This is a genomic window from Reyranella aquatilis, assembly GCF_020880995.1.
Classification (GTDB): domain Bacteria; phylum Pseudomonadota; class Alphaproteobacteria; order Reyranellales; family Reyranellaceae; genus Reyranella; species Reyranella aquatilis.
Map to the genome: position 1 here is coordinate 193,248 of NZ_JAJISD010000007.1, position 16,081 is coordinate 209,328.

Consider the following 16,081-nt stretch of genomic DNA (forward strand, 5'->3'; position numbering starts at 1 on the left):
CCCGAGTTGCCGAGGCGGAGTCTACGCCCTCACGAACCGGGCCGCCCGCACATTCGCGCACGCCGCGCGCTTCTTTGCACAGCGTTGGATGTTCTCCCGCAACGCACCCCAACCGTCACCGAACGGAAACCTCACGGTCATCGATGCGTCCTAGCGTGCCGCCCTTGCGTTAGAGGGAGTTACCGCCATGTTCCTGCGCCGCCGAAGCCTGATCGCCGCATCGGGCCTTGCCGCCACCAGCCTTGCCCTGCCGTGCGTCTCCCTTGCGCAGGCCGACCGCCGCCCCTCCATCACCATCGCGGTGCAGCAGATCGCCAATAGCGCGGCCCTCGAGCCGCTGCGCGAGCAGTCCAACGTCGGCCAGCGCGTCTTCTCCTTCGTGTTCGAGCGCCTGATCATGCAGGACCTGCTCGCGAAGCTTGAGGAAGTGCCGGGCCTCGCCGAGAGCTGGAAGCGCCTCGACGAGCGCACCGTCGAGTTCACCCTGCGCAAGGGCGTGAAGTTCCACAACGGCGACGAGATGACCGCCGACGACGTGGTCTTCACCTTCAGCCGCGACCGCATGTTCGGCCCGGACTACGACATCGCCTCGACCAAGACGCTGTTCACCTCGGTGCTGATCCGCGATTCGGTGCAGGGCAAGAACCTGCCGCCCGAGGTGCCCGCGGTCGCCAAGCGCCTGTTCCCGGCGCTGGAAAAGGTCGAGGCTATCGACAAGTACACGGTGCGCTTCACCAACCGCACGCCCGACGTGACCATGGAAGGCCGCATCGGCCGCCTCGGCAGCGACATCGTCTCGCGCCGCGCCTACGACGAGGCGAAGAACTGGCTCGACTGGGCGCGCGCGCCCGTCTCGACCGGTCCCTACAAGGTGCGTGCGTTCGTCCCCGACCAGTCGCTGACGCTCGATGCGCATGACGAATACTGGGGCGGCCGGCCGCCGCTGAAGAGCGTCACCATCGTCGTGGTGCCGGAAGTCGCGACCCGCATCAACGGCCTGCTGGCCGGCCAGTTCGACTTCATCTGCGACGTGCCGCCCGACCAGATCCCCGGCATCGAGAAGAACCCGAAGTTCGAGGTGCTGGGCAGCACCATCGTCAACCACCGCATCACGGTGTTCGACAAGAACCATCCCCGCCTCGCCGATCCGCGCATCCGCCAGGCCTTCACGCATGCCATCGACCGGCAGGCGATCGTCGACGCGCTGTGGTCGGGCCGCACACGCGTGCCTGCGGGACTGCAATGGGAATTCTACGGCCCGATGTTCGTCGAGAACTGGACAGTACCGGCCTACGATCCCGCGAAGGCGAAGGCGTTACTGAAGGCGGCCAACTACAAGGGAGATCCGATCCCCTACCGCCTGCTCAACAACTACTACACCAACCAGGTGTCGACGGCGCAGGTGCTGGTCGAGATGTGGCGCGCCGCCGGTCTCAACGTGCAGATCGAGATGAAGGAGAACTGGCAGCAGATCTTCGATGCCAACAGCCCGCGCGCGGTGCGCGACTGGTCCAACAGTGCCGGCTTCAACGACCCGATCTCCTCGCTCGTCGCCCAGCACGGGCCGCAGGGCCAGCAGCAGCAGGTCGGCGAATGGACCAACGAGGAGATGAACAAGCTCTCCGTCGCGATGGAAGTCGAGACCGACATGGGCAAGCGCAAGGCGATGTTCCGGCGCATGCTCGAAATCTGCGAGCGCGAAGATCCGGCCTACACGGTGCTGCACCAGAACGCGACCTTCACCGCCAAGCGCCGGGACATCAGGTGGAAGGCCTCGCCGTCCTTCGCCATGGAGTTCCGCGCCAACAACTTCTCGGTCTGAGGACCGCACGATGACCGCTCCCCTCGTCGCGGTGCGCGGCCTCACGGTCGATTTCGGCGGCGGCACGCAGGACTCGCGCGCCGTCGACGCTGTGTCCCTCGAGGTCGCGCCGGGCGAAGCGTTGGGCATCGTGGGCGAATCGGGCTCGGGCAAGAGCGTGACCTGGCTGGCCGCGCTCGGTCTCCTGCCGGCCAAAGCGCGCGTGACCGGCTCGGTCCGCCTCGAAGGCCAGGAACTGGTCGGCGCCCCGCGCGGCGATCTCGAACGGGTGCGCGGCAAGCGCATCGCCATGATCTTCCAGGACCCGTCGAGCTGCCTCAATCCCGTCCATCGCATCGGCCGCCAGCTCGTCGAGGCACTCGCCCTGCATCGCGGCCTCGGCGGACGCGCCGCCGAGGCTGAGGCGCTGCGGCTGCTCGACCAGGTCGGCATCGCCGACGCCCGCCGACGCCTCTCCGACTTTCCGCACCTTCTGTCCGGCGGGCTGAACCAGCGCGTGATGATCGCCATGGCGCTCGCGGGCCAGCCCGACCTGCTGGTCGCCGACGAACCCACCACGGCGCTCGATGCCACGATCCAGGCGCAGATCCTGGCGCTGCTGGCCGCCATCCGCCGCGACACCGGCATGGCGCTGGTGCTGATCAGCCACGATCTCGGCGTCGTGGCCGAGAACGTCGATCGCGTGGCGGTGATGTATGCCGGCCGCCTGGTGGAGGAAGCGCCCGGCGCGGACCTGTTCGGTTCGGCGCGCCATCCCTATACGCAAGGATTGCTGGCCGCCCTGCCTGCCCTCACCGGACCGCGGCGGCGGCTCACCGCCATTCCCGGCACCGTGCCGGAGCCCGGCACCATGCCGGCGGGTTGCCGCTTCGCGCCGCGCTGCCCCGTCGCCGAGACGCGGTGCGCGACCGTGCCACCGCCCTCGCGCACCGTCGGCTTCCTCCATGTCGCGGCCTGTCATCGCCAGGTCGAGGCAGGTCTGTCGGTCTGGTCGCTGCCGCGGGCTGCGGAATGAGCGCCCTGCTGCAGGCCAACGACCTTCGGCGCCACTACAGGGTCCGCTCGGGCGAAGGCTTCTTCGCTCCGAAGTCCGTGTTGCGCGCGGTCGACGGCGTATCGCTCAGGCTCGAACGGGGACGCACGCTCGGCCTCGTGGGCGAGTCGGGTTGCGGCAAGTCGACGACCGGCAAGCTGGTGCTGGGGCTGGTGCCACCCACGAGCGGCACGGTGCGCTATCGCGGGCAGCCGTTGCCTCCCGTCGGCACGTCGGCCTGGCGCGGCCTGCGGCGGCACATCCAGATGGTCTACCAGGATCCGCTGGGCGCGCTCGACCGGCGGCTGCCGATCGGCACGCAGATCGAGGAGCCGCTCTCCATCCACGAGCAGGTCTCGCCCGTCGAACGCCGCGACCGCGCCCGGGCGGCGATGGAATCGGTCGGCCTGCAGCCGCACCAGTACGAGCGCTACCCGCACGAACTGTCGGGCGGCCAGCGCCAGCGCGTTGTGCTGGCGCGCGCGCTGATGACGAGCCCGGGCCTGCTGGTCTGCGACGAGCCGATCTCCGCCCTCGACGTTTCGATCCAGGCGCAGGTGGTGAACCTGCTGCTCGACCTGCAGGAGCGGCTGGGCATCGCCTATCTCTTCATCAGCCACGATCTCAAGGTCGTTCGCCAGGTGAGCCACGACGTCGCCGTCATGTATCTCGGCCGCATCGTCGAGCAGGGCGAGGCCGAGAGCCTGTTCGCCACGCCGGCGCATCCCTATACGCGCGCGCTGGTGGCCGCGATCCCGACGGTGAATTTCGGCGGCGGCCGGCAGCGCGAGCGTTTCCTGCTGCAGGGCGATCCGCCCAACCCCGTGAACGTGCCGTCGGGCTGCGCCTTTCATACGCGCTGCCCCTTCGCCACGGCGCAGTGCCGCGCCGAGACGCCGACGCTGCAGCCCCTGCCGGGCGGCCGGATGGTCGCCTGCCACCGCGTCCACGAACCTGCCCTCGGGGTCGCCGCCTGATGCTGAGCTTCGCCATCTCGCGCCTGCTGCGCGCGGGCCTCACCATCCTGTTCGTGATGACCTTCGCCTTCGTGGTGCTGCGCCTCTCAGGCGACCCGGCGCTGCTGATCATGTCGGTCGACGCGCCACCCGAGGCGATCGCGGCCTTCCGCGAATCCTGGGGCCTCAACCAGCCGATCTGGGACCAGTATCTCGCCTATATCGGCCATGCGCTGACCGGCGACTTCGGCAAGTCGATGCGCGACGGCCGGCCCGCCATCGCGCTCGTCATGGAACGCGTGCCGGCCACGCTCGCGATCACGCTGCCCGCCCTGGCGCTCAAGATCGGACTGGGCATTCCCGCCGGCATCTATGCCGCCCTCCACCGCAATTCGATGGCCGACAGGCTGACCATGGCGGCCTCGGTCGCGGGCTTCACCATGCCGAGCTTCGTGCTGGCGCTCCTGCTGGTGCTGGTCTTCGCGGTCCAGCTCGGCTGGCTGCCGGCCAGCGGCAGCAACGGCCTGTCCTCGGCCATCCTGCCCGTCCTGACCCTCGGCACCGGCGGCGCCGCGATCATGGCGCGCTTCACGCGCTCGGCGATGCTCGAGGTGCTGGGCCAGCCCTATATCCGTGCCGCCTCGGCCAAGGGCGTGACGTGGCGCACCGTCGTGACGCACCATGCCCTGCCCAATGCCGCGATCCCCACTGTCACCATCGTGGGCTTCATGGTCGGCAGCCTGGTGGCCGGCGCCGTGGTCGTCGAAAGCGTCTTCAGCTGGCCGGGCATCGGACGGCTGCTGGTGTCGGCGGTCGCCAATCGTGACCTCGCCGTCGTGCAGTGCATCCTGATGGTGATCGCTGCCTGGATGGTGATGGCCAACCTCGCCGTCGACCTCGCCTATGGCTGGCTTGATCCGCGCGTGCGTGGCACGGCGGCGGCACACTAGGGAGAGCGCACCATGGCCCTTGTCGAACGCGCGCCCGCCCTCACCGTACGCCGCCGCGGTCCCGCCCTGCCGCTCGGCGTCGTCCTCGCCTCGGCGTGGCTCGCGCTGATGGTCGTGACGGCGCTGGGGGCGGATGTCCTGACGCCCTATTCCATCACCGCCCTCGACCTTAAGGCACGCCTCGCGCCGCCCGCGCTGATGGGTGGCACCTGGGCCCATCCACTGGGCACCGACGAGCTCGGTCGCGACGTGCTCTCGCGCCTCATCATGTCGATCCGCATGAGCCTGCTGATCGCGCTGTTCGGCACCCTGATCGCCGCGACGCTCGGCACGGGGCTGGGCTTCCTGGCCGCGCATTTCCGCAAAGCCGTCGAGCAGGTCGTGCTGATGGCCATCGATTTCCAGGCCAGCATGCCGTTCATGATCATCGCGCTGGCGGTGCTGGCCTTCCTCGGCAACAGCCTGCCGCTGTTCATCGCGCTGATGGGCTTCCATTCCTGGGAGCGCTATGCCCGCATCTCGCGCGGCCTCACGCTCGCCGCCAACGAACAGGGCTACGCCGCCGCGATCCGCCAGCTCGGCGCCAGCCCGGCGCGCATCTACGGCCTTCACATCCTGCCCAACATCGCCTCGACCCTGATCGTGTCGATGACGCTCACCTTCCCCGAGATCATCCTGCTGGAAAGCGGCCTGTCGTTCCTCGGCCTCGGCGTGCAGCCACCGCTCGCCTCGCTCGGCAACATGGTGGGCTATGGCCGCGAATACATCACCCACGCGCCGTGGATCATGCTGGCGCCCGCCGCCGCCATCGTGCTCACGACGCTGTCGATCAGCCTTTTGGGCGACTGGCTGCGCGATCGGCTCGATCCGACCCTGCGCTGACTGCACCTAGACCTTCTTACCCTGCGGATAGAGCGTCTCGCTGCGCTTCAGCATCTCGACGAAGGCCGCGATCTTCCGCTTTCGCCCCGCCTCGGTCTTGAGGTTGTTGAGCTGGAAGGCGAGCGCGAAGCGGTTCTGCGCGTTGAGCCGGGCCAGCATTGCCTTCGCCTTGGGCTCGGCATCGATGGCCGCCTGCAGGTCCTCGGGGATCCTCGAGCCCTTGGTGCGATAGGCGCGCTCCCAGCGCCCATCCTTCTTCGCGGCCTCAACCTGCTTCAGCCCATGCAGCGTCATGCGCCCTTCCCCGATCAACCGGGCGACGTTCTCGACGTTGACCTGACTCCAGATGCTCCGCGGGCGGCGCGGCGTATAGCGCTGCAGGAAGCTCTTGTCGTCGAGCCCCTTGCAGATGCCGTCGATCCAGCCCCAGCAGAGAACGACGTCGACGGCTTCCTTGGCCGTGATCGACTTCACACCCGACTTGATCTTGAAGATCCTGATCCAGAGTTCGTCTTCCTTGTCGTGGTGCCTGCCGAGCCACTTGTAGAAGCTCCCCGCGTCCTCGAAGACGCGGACCTTGTCCGGGTCGACCTTGACCGGCGCCATCAGCAGACCCGGTAGCGTTCGACGGCATCCCAATCGAGCTCGATGCCGAGGCCGGGCCCGTCCGGCAGCAGCACGTGACCGTCTTCGAGCCTGAGCGGCGTCTTGAGCAGCTTGGTCCGCAGCTCGTTGTCGCTCATGTCGTATTCGAGCATCGAGGGATGCGGCGGATGCTCGGTATGCGGCGTCGCCGGCAGCGCGGCGAGGAAATGGCAGGCCGTCGCCAGCCCGACCGCGCCGCCCCAGACATGCGGCGCGACCCGCAGGTTCTGCGCGTGCGCCAGCGCCACGATACGCTTGGCCTCGGTGATGCCGCCGACACCCGGGATCGAAGGCTGCACGATGTCGATGCAGCGCCCGTCGATCAGCGCGCGGAAGTCGCGGACCGTGTGATGCGCCTCGCCGGCCGCCAGCGCGATCGGCGAGCGCGCCCGCAACTCGGCATAACCGCGGAAATCGCCCGGCGGCAGCGGCTCCTCGATCCAGTGGATGCCGAACGGCTCGATCGCCCGGGCACACTCCAGCGCTACGTCGGCGGTGTAGGCGCCGTTGATGTCGACCAGCAGCAGCTTGTCCGGCCCGATCGCCTCGCGCGCCAGCTTCACTCTTTCGACGTCGCTCCGGATGCCGCGCCCGATCTTGATCTTGGCGCCGGCATAGGGATGAGCCGCCGCCTCCGCCATCATGTGCTCGAGCTGGCGGTCGGGATCGTCGGAAAAGAAGCCGGTCGAGGCGTAAGCAGGAAAGCGCGTGGCGCCGCAGCCGCCGATCAGGTCGCAGACGCGCACCCCGAAGCCGCGCGCGATGGCGTCCCACAGCGCCACGTTGATGGCGGCGAGACAAGACGTGAGCTGGTTGCCGACGCCCAGGTGATAGATCGCATTGCGGACCCGCGCCTCGACATGATCGAAGTCGAAGACGCTGCGGCCCACGAACATCGGCTCGAGCATGCGGAAATACTCCCGCGTCACATGAGGATTGCCGAAAGCCTCGCCGATACCCTTCACGCCCTGATCGGTCTCAACCTCGACCAGCCCGCCCTGGCGGCGGAAGCCGCCGCCGCGCGACATGCCGTAGGCCTTCTCCGGGGCGAAGGCATATTCAAGTCCGATGAACGAAAGACGGCGGATCGTCGGCATGGCAGCTCCTGCAAATCCCGCGCTATGGTGGGGCCCAAAGCAAATCGGAGGCAACCGCTCATGACCATTCCCAAAACGCACCGCCGCGTCGTTCTGGTCCGCCGCCCGCCCGGCGAGCCCGTCGAGGCCGACTTCCGGGTCGAGGAAGTGCCGGTGCCCGAGCCGCGCCACGGCGAGGTGCTGGTCAAGGTCCACTACCTCTCGCTCGATCCCTACCAGCGCGGCCGGATGCGCGACGCCGCTTCCTACGCCTCCCCCGTCGGGCTGGGCGAAGTGATGACCGGCGGCACGGTGGGCGAGGTCGTGGCCTCGCAGCATCCCGACTTCAAGGTCGGCGACATCGTGGAGGACCGGCTCGGCTGGCAGGAGTATGCGATCGGCGGCGGGCCGGCCCTGCGCAAGGTCGATCCCTCGCTGGCGCCGATCTCGACCGCCAACGGCGTGCTGGGCATGCCGGGCATGACCGCCTATTTCGGCCTGCTGCATGTCGGCCAGCCCAAGCCCGGCGAGACCGTCGTCGTGTCCGCGGCCTCCGGTGCGGTCGGCCAGGTGGTGGGGCAGATCGCCAGGATCATGGGCTGCCGCACGGTCGGCATCGCCGGCGGCGCGAAGAAATGCGCCTTCGTGAAGGACGAACTCGGCTTCGATGCCTGCATCGACTACAAGGCCGAGAAGGACCTCGACGCCGCGCTGCGCGCCGCCTGTCCCAACGGACCCGACGTCTATTTCGACAATGTCGGCGGCGAAATCACCGACGCGGTGCTGCGCAACATCAACTTCTTCGGCCGCGTGGCGCTGTGCGGCTCGATCTCGCAGTACAACGCGACCGGCGCCTCGATGGGCCCGCGCCTGCTCGGTACCTTCGTCGGCAAGCGCGTGATGGCGCGCGGCTTCATCGTCACCGACTTCGCGCAGTACTACGGACCTGCGATGCGCCAGATGGGTGAATGGATACGGGACGGAAAGCTCAAGTACCGCGAGGACATCGTCGAGGGCATCGACAAGGCGCCGCGCGCCTTCATCGGCCTGCTGCGCGGCGAGAACTTCGGCAAGATGCTGGTCAAGCTCGCATGAGCTACGACGCGCCCTTCGCCGGCCTCAAGGTCGTCGACCTGAGCCAGGGCATCGCCGGCCCCTATTGCGCGATGCTGCTCGCCCAGCATGGCGCCGAGGTGATCAAGGTCGAGGGGATCGGCGAGGGCGACTGGGCGCGCACGCTCGGCGTTCACTATGAGAGCCACAGCGCCTTCTCGATCATCGGCAACATGGGCAAGCGCAGCCTGTCGGTCGATCTCAAGAGCGAAGCGGGCAAGGAGGTGGTCTGGCGCCTGCTGAAGGGCGCGGACATCTTCCTTGAAGGCTTCCGGCCCGGCGCCATCAAGCGCCTGGGCTTCGACTATGCGTCGGTGTCGGCTCGCGAGCCGCGCATCCTCTACGTCTCGATTTCGGGCTTCGGCCAGACCGGGCCGCTGGCCGAGCGGCCGGCCATGGATCCGGTGCTGCAGGCCTATACCGGCATGATGGCGGAGAATCGCGGCGAGGACGGGATTCCCCATCGCGTGCCGGTGATCGTGGTCGACATGTCGACCGCGCTCTATGCCTTCCAGGCGGTGAGCGCGGCACTCTACGCGCGGCGCGACGAGACGAAGGGGCGCTACATCGACGTGAGCCTGATGCAGTCGGCGACTGCATTGCAGTCGATCCGGCTGATGGCCTGCCATCTCGAAGGCGGCACCATGAAACCGGGCGGCGTTCCGGGGGGCGTGTTCAAGACGGCGGATGGCTGGATGTCGATCCTCGCCCTCAAGGATCGCGACTGGCAGAGCCTCTGCGCGTTGATGGGCGTGCCCGCTCTGGCGCACGAGGAGCGCTTCGCCACGCCGGCGGCGCGCCTTGCCAACGAGGCGGCGCTGTATGCCATCGTGCGGCCGATGATAGCGGCGAAGCCTTCCGCTTACTGGGGCGAAAAGCTCACCGAGGCAAAGCTGATGCACGAGCGGCTCAACAGCTACGCCGACTTCCTGCAACAACCGCACGTCAAGGAAACCGGGCTGATCCATTGGCTCGAACAGGCCGGCGTGCCGCAGAAGGTTCCGGTTCCCGCGCTCCCCGGCATGCTGCCGCCAGAACCGGGCACGGCGCGCGCCGAAGCGCCGGTACCCGGCCAGCACAGCCGAGCGATTCTGGGCGAGCACGGCTATTCCGCGGGCGAGATCGAGAAGATGATCACCGGCGGCATCATCGCGACAGCGAGGTAGGACATGCTGAAGAAAGCCGTCGTGGTCGGTGCGCTCGGCGTCATCGGCCGCTACATCGTCGAGCGTCTGGTGGCCGAGGGCGACTGGCAGGTAATCGGCCTGTCGCGCCGGCCGGAGAAAAACGGCCCGCGATATCACCACATCTCCGTCGACCTGCTCGACCTCGACGACGTCGCGGCAAAGCTCGAAGGCCTGCGCGACGTCACGCATGTGTTCTACGCCGCCTTCCAGGCCGGCACCGGCAACGCGGCGGGCTATGCCTCGGTGATCGAACCCAACCGCGACATGCTGGTGAATTCGGTGACCGCCGTCGCCCGGGCATCGCGAAAGCTGCAGCGAGTCGTGCTGGTCACCGGCACGAAGTACTACGGTACGCATCTCGGTCCGCTGAAGACGCCGATGCGCGAGACCGATCCGCGCCACATGCCGCCCGACTTCTATTTCGACCAGATCGACTGGCTGACGGCGTTCCAGCGCGGCAAGGGCTGGAGCTGGACCGAGTTGCGGCCCCAGACACTCTGCGGCTTCGCGCCCGGCACGGCGATGAGCATCATGCCCGCCATCGCCGTCTATGCCGCCATCTCGAAGGAGCTCGGACTGCCGCTGCGCTTCCCCGGCAAACCCGGCGCCTACGGCACGATCTACCAGGTGACGGAGTCCTCGCACTTCGCGAGCGCCGCCCTGTGGGCCGCCACCGAGAAGCGTGCGGCCAACCAGGCCTACAACATCACCAACGGCGACTATTTCCGCTGGCGCAACGTCTGGCCGCGCATCGCGCAGGTCTTCGACATGAAGGTGGGCGAGTTGCAGACCATCAGCCTCACCCAGCAGATGGCCGACAAGGCCGAGCTGTGGGCGGCGATGACGAAGAAATATCGGCTGAAGAAGTTCGGCTTCGACCAGCTCGTCGCCTGGCCCTTCGCCGACTATGTCTTCGGATCCGACTGGGACGTGATGTCGGACGTCACCAAGAGCCGTCAGCACGGCTTCCATGAGGTGATCGACAGCGAGGCCATGTTCGAGCGCCTGCTGACGCGCTTTCGCAAGGAGCGGATCGTACCCTAGCGGGCGGCAGACCGGCACACTACAAGGGGACTACGGCCCGGAACTTGCTGGAGTCGAGGCGGTGCGGGGGCGCCGTCATCCTTGAGGGAGCAGATCCGTCATATGAGTGAGTCCGAAAGCCTGCTGCCGCCCGAGCCGTGGCCCCAGCGCGTTTCACGTATTCTCGCGTGGATAGGCGGTGCGATCATCCTCCTCGGCTGCAGCGGCCTCATCACCATCGACGTCATCACCCGCTTCCTGTTCAAGCGTGGCATGGTCGAAAGCTTCGAGATCTCGGGCTATGCCCTGGCCGCCTGCATCGGCCTGGGCCTCGGCTTCGCAACCACGTCCAAGACCCACATCCGCGTCGATATCCTCCTGGATGCCTTTCCCCGGCCCGTCCGGGTCGTGTTCGACCTTCTCGCCGCCCTGTCGCTTGCGGTGATCGCGCTGGCCCTCGCCTGGTTCTGCTGGGGCACGCTCGCCCAGTCGATGGCGATGAATGCCAAGTCCGTCTCGACATTGCAGACCCCGATGGTGCTGCCGCAGTCGATCTGGTGGGTCGGCATCTTCTGGTTCGCCTGCGTCGCCGTCCTTCTGCCCATCCAGGCGGTGCTGCGCCTGCTGTCGGGTGACGGACCTGGCTTCGACGCCCTGATCGGCAGCCTGCGAGTCGCCGAGGAGATGAGCCAGGCCGGCGTCGAGCAGGCCTCCTCCGCCGATGGAACGCCGCGATGATCGGCACAGCCTTCACGCTGCTCGTCGTCCTGGTGGGCATCAGCCTGCCGGTCGCGGCCGCGCTGGGCCTGATGGCCTATGTCCTGTCCGAGCGCTACGCCTTCTTCCCGATGACCGGTGCCATCGGCGAGCTTGCCTGGAATTCGTCGAACGACTTCATCCTGATCGCCGCCCCCATGTTCATCATGATGGGCGAGCTGATGCACCGCTCGGGCATGAGCGAACGCCTGTTCTCGGCGCTGACGCCGTGGTTCGCGCGCATCCCCGGCCGCCTCGTCCACACCAACATCGCCGCCAGCGCGATCTTCGCGGCAACCTCCGGCTCGTCGGTCGCCACGGCCGCGACCATCGGGACCGTCGCGATCCCCAACATGGACAAGGGCGGCTACAACCGGCCGCTGTTCCTGGGCTCGATCGCAGCCGGCGGCACGCTCGGCATCCTGATCCCGCCCTCGATCAACATGATCATCTACGCGGTGCTCACCGACACCTCGGTCGCCGACCTCTATGCGGCAGGCTTCATTCCCGGCTTCCTGCTGGCGGGCCTATTCTCGCTGATGGTGCTGGCGCTCTGCCTGTTCCGGCCGCAATGGGCCGGCCCGCGGTCCGAGACGTCTGCCCTCTGGCGCGAACGCGTGTCGGGCCTGAAGAACCTGCTGCCGCCGCTCGGCTTGTTCCTCGTCGTGGTCGGATCGATCTATGCCGGCATCGCCACGCCGACCGAGGCCGCCGCACTAGGCCTGATGGCGACGCTCGGCCTGGTCGCGGCCAACGGTCAGCTCACCGTGCCCGTGCTGCTGCGGGCCTTCGAGGGTACCGTCCGCACGACCTGCATGGTCATGCTGATCGTGATCGCGGCCTTCTTCCTCAATTTCGTGATGGTGTCGATCGGGCTGGTGAAGGCCATCACCGACACCGTCCTGGCGCTCGGCCTGTCACCGCTCGGCATGCTGATCGCCATCGTCGTTTTCTACCTCATCCTCGGCTGCTTCATGGAGACGCTCTCCATGATGATCGCCACGACGCCGGTGGTGGTGCCTGTCATCGTGGCGCTGGGCTACAGCCCGGTCTGGTGGGGCATCGTCTTCGTCATCCTCATGGAGGCGGCGCTGATCACCCCGCCGGTCGGCCTGAACCTCTACGTCGTGCAGGCGGTCAGGCGAGGCGGCGCCTTCTCCGACCTCTGCATCGGCGCGCTGCCCTTCGTGGCAATGATGATCGTGATGATCGGCATCCTGATCGCGTTTCCCCAGCTAGCCCTGTGGCTGCCGGCTCTTCTCAAAGCCTGATTCGACCAAGGAGGATTTCATGTTCCTGAAGCATCTGGTTGCGGCGGCAGCTCTTGCCGGCTCATTCGTCGTCGGCGGCGCCCAGGCGCAGACGCCGGCACCGCTGCCCTCGACTTCGTTCAACGTCGTCGGCAGCATCGGCGGCCTCTCGATGTACACCAGCCGCGAGGTTCCGTTCTGGACCGAGATCGTGCCCAAGGCCTCGGGCGGCGCGATCAAGGTCCAGGTCAAGCCCTTCACCGAGCTGGGCTTCAAGGGCGCCGAGATCTTCCGTCTCGTCTCCAGCGGAACGCTGCAGTTCGCGACCACCGTGCTCAACTACAATTCCGGGGAAGTGCCGATGAACGAGGCCGCCGACCTGGTCGGCCTGGTGGCCTCCGTCGAGGAGCTCGAGAAGGTCATCGAGGCGATCCGTCCGGCCTATGCCAAGTTCCTCGAAGAGAAGCACGGCATCAAGCTGCTGGGCTTCGGCACCTACCAGGCACAGGTCCTGTACTGCCGCGACGCCTTCGTCACGATCGCCGATCTGAAGGGCCGCAAGATCCGCGCCTCGGGTGCGTCGCAGCAGGCCTTCGTCACCCATATCGGCGCCTCGCCGCTCAACATCGCCTTCGCCGAGGTCCAGCCGGCCCTCGCCAGCGGCGTGGTCGATTGCGCCATCACCGGCGCGCTGTCGGGCTACAAGTCCAAGTGGCACGAGGCCGCGAAGTTCATTTCGCCCATGCCGGTCAATTTCGGCGTGGCCGCGCAGCTCGCCAACCTGAAGTGGTGGAACTCCCTCGACCCCAAGGTCCAGGCCTTCCTCCAGACCGAGCTGAACAAACTGGAGAAGTCGATCTTCGAGCAGGCCCGGACCGAGACGCAGACCGGCATCAACTGCAACACCGGCACCGGCCCGTGCAGCGAGGGAGCACCCGCCAACATGAAGCTGGTTCCCGTGACGCCGGCCGACGAGGCCCTGCGCAAGGACGCGCTCACCAAGGCGATCCTGCCATCCTTCGCCAAGCGCTGCGGTCCCGACTGCGTAAAGACCTGGAACGATACGGTTGGGAAGACGGTCAACGTCACGCTTGCTCCGTAACAGGCGTCCCGTGTTCACGCTGCTCGATCCCTCCGGCTATCTCCGCACGCCATGGAAGAATGGCGGGGGCACGACCGTCGACATCGCCTTCGAGGAGGATGTCTGGCGGTTCGGCCGGACGCCCATCGTGAAGCCCGGCCCCTTCTCGGACTATACGGGCTTCGACCGCGTGCAGGTGCTGGTCTCCGGCAGCGGTCTGGTCCTGGAGACGCCGACCGGCGAGATCGACGTGCGGCAGCCCTTCCGGCCCGTGCGCTTCACCGGCGAAACGCCGATCGTGAGCCGGCTGGAAGCCGGCCCGGTCGAGGTGGTCAACCTGATCGGCCGCCGCTCGCGGGTGAAGATCGACATCGTCGTGCTCGATGAGGGACGCACGCTTCTCCTCGATCCCGGTACGCATTTCGCCTACACGCCGCACGGCGAGGCGACAGTCGCGGTGCAGGGCGACGAACGCAAACTGGCCGCCGACCAGGCACTGCGCCTCAAAATACCGGTGCCGACACGCCTGACCGGCGTGACGGCATCCACACTGGTTGCGAGCATCACCGAGAATCGAGGTTAAGCGCATGCGGATCGCAGTCGTCGGCGCGGGTGGCGTCGGAGGCGGATATGGCGCGGCTCTGGCGCATGCCGGCGCGGACGTGACCTTCATTGCGCGCGGTGCGCACCTGGCGGCGATGAGGAAGGATGGACTGCGGATCGAGAGCGCCCGCGGCAACACCCATCTGCGGCCGACTCAGGCGACCGACGATCCAGCTGCGGTTGGCCCGGTCGATTACGTGCTGTTCTGCGTGAAGCTTTGGGACGTCGAGAGCGCCGGCGCCGCGATCAAACCGATGGTCGGTCCCGACACCGCCGTCATCACCCTGCAGAACGGCGTCGACGCCCACGAGCGGCTGATCCCGATCCTCGGCGCCCGTGCCGTGATGCCGGGCGTCGCCAACATCAGCGCGACCATCGCCGAGCCCGGCCTGATCCGCCAGACCGGCACGGTCATGCGCATGGTGTTCGGCGAGCCCGACGGCAGCCGCAGCCCGCGCGCCGTGGCGTTCGCCGAGATGTGCAAGAAGGCCGGCATCGATGGCGTGCTGAGCGAAGCCATCATGACCGATCTCTGGATCAAGTTCGTGCTGCTCGCCTCCAATGCCGGCGTCATGGCGCTGACCCGCCTGCCGGTCGGCAAGCTGCGCGACGATCCCGACGTCACGGCGCTGTTCGGCGCCGCCTATGCGGAAGTGGCCGCAGTCGGCCGCGCCGCGGGGATCACCCTGCCCGCCGACATCGTCGAGCGGACCTTCGCCTTCAATCGCAATGCCCCGCCGGCCCTGATGGCCTCGATGGCCGTCGACCTGCTGCGCGGCAACCGGATCGAGCTGCCCTGGCTGTCGGGCAAGGTCGTCGAGCTGGGCCGCCGCCACAATGTCCCGACACCGACGCACGCGCTGATGTATGCTGCGCTGAAGCCCTACGTCATGGGCACGCCAGCCTGAGGGAAACCATGCGCGTCCTGCTCGTCCTCCTGTTCGCCCTTGCCGCGGGGAACGCGTCCGCCGCCGATCTCAAGCTGCTGAGCGCCGGCGCCTACAAGTCGGCCGCCCTCGAGATCGTCGCCGACTTCGAAAAGAAGACCGGCCACAAGGTCACGATCGAGACCGGCACGGCCGGCGCGCTGCAGAAGCGCGTCGCCGACGGCGAGTATTTCGACGTGCTGGTGATCCCGCCGATCCAGATGGCGTCCCTGCTGCGGACCCGCGTCGCCGAGAGCAGCGCCAAGGAACTGGCGCGCGCCGGCGTCGGCATGGCCATCAAGCAGGGCGCGCCGGTGCCCGACATTTCCGAGGTCGACGGCTTCAAGCAGGCACTGCTGGCCGCGCGTGCCATCGCCTACATCGACCCCGCGGCCGGCGGATCGAGCGGCATCTATCTCGCTCAGCTGTTCCAGCAGATGGGCATCGCCGACCAGCTCAAGCCCAAGAGCGTGCTGGTCCAGGGCGGGCTGGTCGCCGACCGCATCGTCGACGGCAAGGCCGACATCGCGCTGCAGCAGAGCAGTGAGCTGATGGGCGTGCCCGGCGTGCAGTTCGTCGGCCCGATCCCGCTGATGGTGCAGAACTACACGATCTATTCTGGTGGCGTGTCCCTGGCCTCGCGCAACCGCGCCGCCGCCGACGCGCTGCTGCTGGCGCTGGCCAATCCCGAGAACGGCAAGATCCTGAAGTCAAAGGGCCTCGACAGTCCCTGAGGCAAAGAGAAAGGTCCTTCGCTGCGCTCAGGATGACAATTCTA

General features: G+C 67.6%; 16 protein-coding genes. 14 read left to right on the forward strand and 2 right to left on the reverse strand.

Annotated elements, in window-relative coordinates:
• Positions 1–187 precede the first annotated feature (187 nt).
• The 5 genes from LJ725_RS17225 to LJ725_RS17245 are packed head-to-tail and all read left to right on the forward strand — an operon-like array spanning position 188 to position 5,643.
• Positions 188–1,822: an ABC transporter substrate-binding protein gene (locus tag LJ725_RS17225; RefSeq protein ID WP_230551872.1), complete on the forward strand. Its 1,635-nt coding sequence runs from the start codon at positions 188–190 to the stop codon at positions 1,820–1,822.
• 10 nt (positions 1,823–1,832) lie between these two features.
• A complete protein-coding gene (locus LJ725_RS17230; protein ID WP_230551873.1) occupies positions 1,833–2,837 on the forward strand; it encodes an ABC transporter ATP-binding protein in 1,005 nt (334 codons plus the stop codon).
• Positions 2,834–3,832, forward strand: coding sequence for an ABC transporter ATP-binding protein (locus LJ725_RS17235; protein WP_230551874.1), 999 nt, complete (start codon positions 2,834–2,836; stop codon positions 3,830–3,832). Before LJ725_RS17230 ends, LJ725_RS17235 begins: the two co-directional genes overlap by 4 nt.
• Positions 3,832–4,761: an ABC transporter permease gene (locus LJ725_RS17240; RefSeq protein ID WP_230551875.1), complete on the forward strand. Its 930-nt coding sequence runs from the start codon at positions 3,832–3,834 to the stop codon at positions 4,759–4,761. Before LJ725_RS17235 ends, LJ725_RS17240 begins: the two co-directional genes overlap by 1 nt.
• 12 nt (positions 4,762–4,773) lie before the next feature.
• Complete coding sequence (locus LJ725_RS17245; RefSeq protein ID WP_230551876.1) at positions 4,774–5,643, forward strand: ABC transporter permease; 870 nt, start codon at positions 4,774–4,776, stop codon at positions 5,641–5,643.
• Between the two features lie 6 nt (positions 5,644–5,649).
• On the opposite strand, the gene LJ725_RS17250 is transcribed toward LJ725_RS17245, so the two are convergent.
• Both LJ725_RS17250 and LJ725_RS17255 read right to left on the reverse strand, forming a co-directional pair.
• Entirely contained in the window at positions 5,650–6,249 is a 600-nt protein-coding gene (locus LJ725_RS17250) for a YdeI/OmpD-associated family protein (protein WP_230551877.1), read from the reverse strand.
• The gene (locus tag LJ725_RS17255) at positions 6,249–7,385 is read right to left on the reverse strand and encodes a mandelate racemase/muconate lactonizing enzyme family protein (RefSeq protein ID WP_230551878.1); all 1,137 of its coding nucleotides are present in this window, start codon (positions 7,383–7,385) and stop codon (positions 6,249–6,251) included. Before LJ725_RS17255 ends, LJ725_RS17250 begins: the two co-directional genes overlap by 1 nt.
• Before the next feature lie 60 nt (positions 7,386–7,445).
• Here LJ725_RS17255 and LJ725_RS17260 point away from each other — a divergent pair, with 60 nt between their 5' ends.
• The 9 genes from LJ725_RS17260 (at position 7,446) to LJ725_RS17300 (ending at position 16,037) form a co-directional block, all read left to right on the forward strand.
• Entirely contained in the window at positions 7,446–8,459 is a 1,014-nt protein-coding gene (locus tag LJ725_RS17260; RefSeq protein ID WP_230551879.1) for an NADP-dependent oxidoreductase, read from the forward strand.
• On the forward strand, positions 8,456–9,643 hold the full coding sequence (locus LJ725_RS17265) for a CaiB/BaiF CoA transferase family protein (RefSeq protein WP_230551880.1): 1,188 nt from the start codon (positions 8,456–8,458) through the stop codon (positions 9,641–9,643). The genes LJ725_RS17260 and LJ725_RS17265 overlap by 4 nt, the downstream gene beginning before the upstream one ends.
• Before the next feature lie 3 nt (positions 9,644–9,646).
• Positions 9,647–10,708, forward strand: a complete 1,062-nt coding sequence (locus LJ725_RS17270) for an SDR family oxidoreductase (RefSeq protein ID WP_230551881.1) — start codon at positions 9,647–9,649, stop codon at positions 10,706–10,708.
• A 102-nt stretch (positions 10,709–10,810) separates the two neighbouring features.
• Positions 10,811–11,425 (forward strand): TRAP transporter small permease subunit, encoded by a 615-nt coding sequence (locus tag LJ725_RS17275; RefSeq protein WP_230551882.1) that lies wholly within the window; start codon positions 10,811–10,813, stop codon positions 11,423–11,425.
• Complete coding sequence (locus LJ725_RS17280) at positions 11,422–12,714, forward strand: TRAP transporter large permease (protein ID WP_230551883.1); 1,293 nt, start codon at positions 11,422–11,424, stop codon at positions 12,712–12,714. Before LJ725_RS17275 ends, LJ725_RS17280 begins: the two co-directional genes overlap by 4 nt.
• A 19-nt stretch (positions 12,715–12,733) precedes the next feature.
• On the forward strand, positions 12,734–13,795 hold the full coding sequence (locus LJ725_RS17285) for a TRAP transporter substrate-binding protein (protein WP_230551884.1): 1,062 nt from the start codon (positions 12,734–12,736) through the stop codon (positions 13,793–13,795).
• Between the two features lie 10 nt (positions 13,796–13,805).
• Positions 13,806–14,357: a HutD/Ves family protein gene (locus LJ725_RS17290; protein WP_230551885.1), complete on the forward strand. Its 552-nt coding sequence runs from the start codon at positions 13,806–13,808 to the stop codon at positions 14,355–14,357.
• 4 nt (positions 14,358–14,361) lie between these two features.
• Positions 14,362–15,285 carry a 2-dehydropantoate 2-reductase gene (locus LJ725_RS17295; protein ID WP_230551886.1) on the forward strand — a complete coding sequence of 308 codons (924 nt, stop codon included), beginning with the start codon at positions 14,362–14,364 and terminating at the stop codon, positions 15,283–15,285.
• An 8-nt stretch (positions 15,286–15,293) separates the two neighbouring features.
• A complete protein-coding gene (locus LJ725_RS17300) occupies positions 15,294–16,037 on the forward strand; it encodes a substrate-binding domain-containing protein (RefSeq protein ID WP_230551887.1) in 744 nt (247 codons plus the stop codon).
• Positions 16,038–16,081 lie beyond the last annotated feature (44 nt).

Bases quoted from the DNA above. Each gene is read 5' to 3' on its own strand.
- LJ725_RS17225 (WP_230551872.1), top strand. From the start codon at position 188: ATGTTCCTGCGCCGCCGAAGCCTGATCGCCGCATCGGGCCTTGCCGCC.
- LJ725_RS17230 (WP_230551873.1), top strand. From the start codon at position 1,833: ATGACCGCTCCCCTCGTCGCGGTGCGCGGCCTCACGGTCGATTTCGGC.
- LJ725_RS17235 (WP_230551874.1), top strand. From the start codon at position 2,834: ATGAGCGCCCTGCTGCAGGCCAACGACCTTCGGCGCCACTACAGGGTC.
- LJ725_RS17240 (WP_230551875.1), top strand. From the start codon at position 3,832: ATGCTGAGCTTCGCCATCTCGCGCCTGCTGCGCGCGGGCCTCACCATC.
- LJ725_RS17245 (WP_230551876.1), top strand. From the start codon at position 4,774: ATGGCCCTTGTCGAACGCGCGCCCGCCCTCACCGTACGCCGCCGCGGT.
- LJ725_RS17250 (WP_230551877.1), bottom strand. From the start codon at position 6,249: ATGGCGCCGGTCAAGGTCGACCCGGACAAGGTCCGCGTCTTCGAGGAC.
- LJ725_RS17255 (WP_230551878.1), bottom strand. From the start codon at position 7,385: ATGCCGACGATCCGCCGTCTTTCGTTCATCGGACTTGAATATGCCTTC.
- LJ725_RS17260 (WP_230551879.1), top strand. From the start codon at position 7,446: ATGACCATTCCCAAAACGCACCGCCGCGTCGTTCTGGTCCGCCGCCCG.
- LJ725_RS17265 (WP_230551880.1), top strand. From the start codon at position 8,456: ATGAGCTACGACGCGCCCTTCGCCGGCCTCAAGGTCGTCGACCTGAGC.
- LJ725_RS17270 (WP_230551881.1), top strand. From the start codon at position 9,647: ATGCTGAAGAAAGCCGTCGTGGTCGGTGCGCTCGGCGTCATCGGCCGC.
- LJ725_RS17275 (WP_230551882.1), top strand. From the start codon at position 10,811: ATGAGTGAGTCCGAAAGCCTGCTGCCGCCCGAGCCGTGGCCCCAGCGC.
- LJ725_RS17280 (WP_230551883.1), top strand. From the start codon at position 11,422: ATGATCGGCACAGCCTTCACGCTGCTCGTCGTCCTGGTGGGCATCAGC.
- LJ725_RS17285 (WP_230551884.1), top strand. From the start codon at position 12,734: ATGTTCCTGAAGCATCTGGTTGCGGCGGCAGCTCTTGCCGGCTCATTC.
- LJ725_RS17295 (WP_230551886.1), top strand. From the start codon at position 14,362: ATGCGGATCGCAGTCGTCGGCGCGGGTGGCGTCGGAGGCGGATATGGC.
- LJ725_RS17300 (WP_230551887.1), top strand. From the start codon at position 15,294: ATGCGCGTCCTGCTCGTCCTCCTGTTCGCCCTTGCCGCGGGGAACGCG.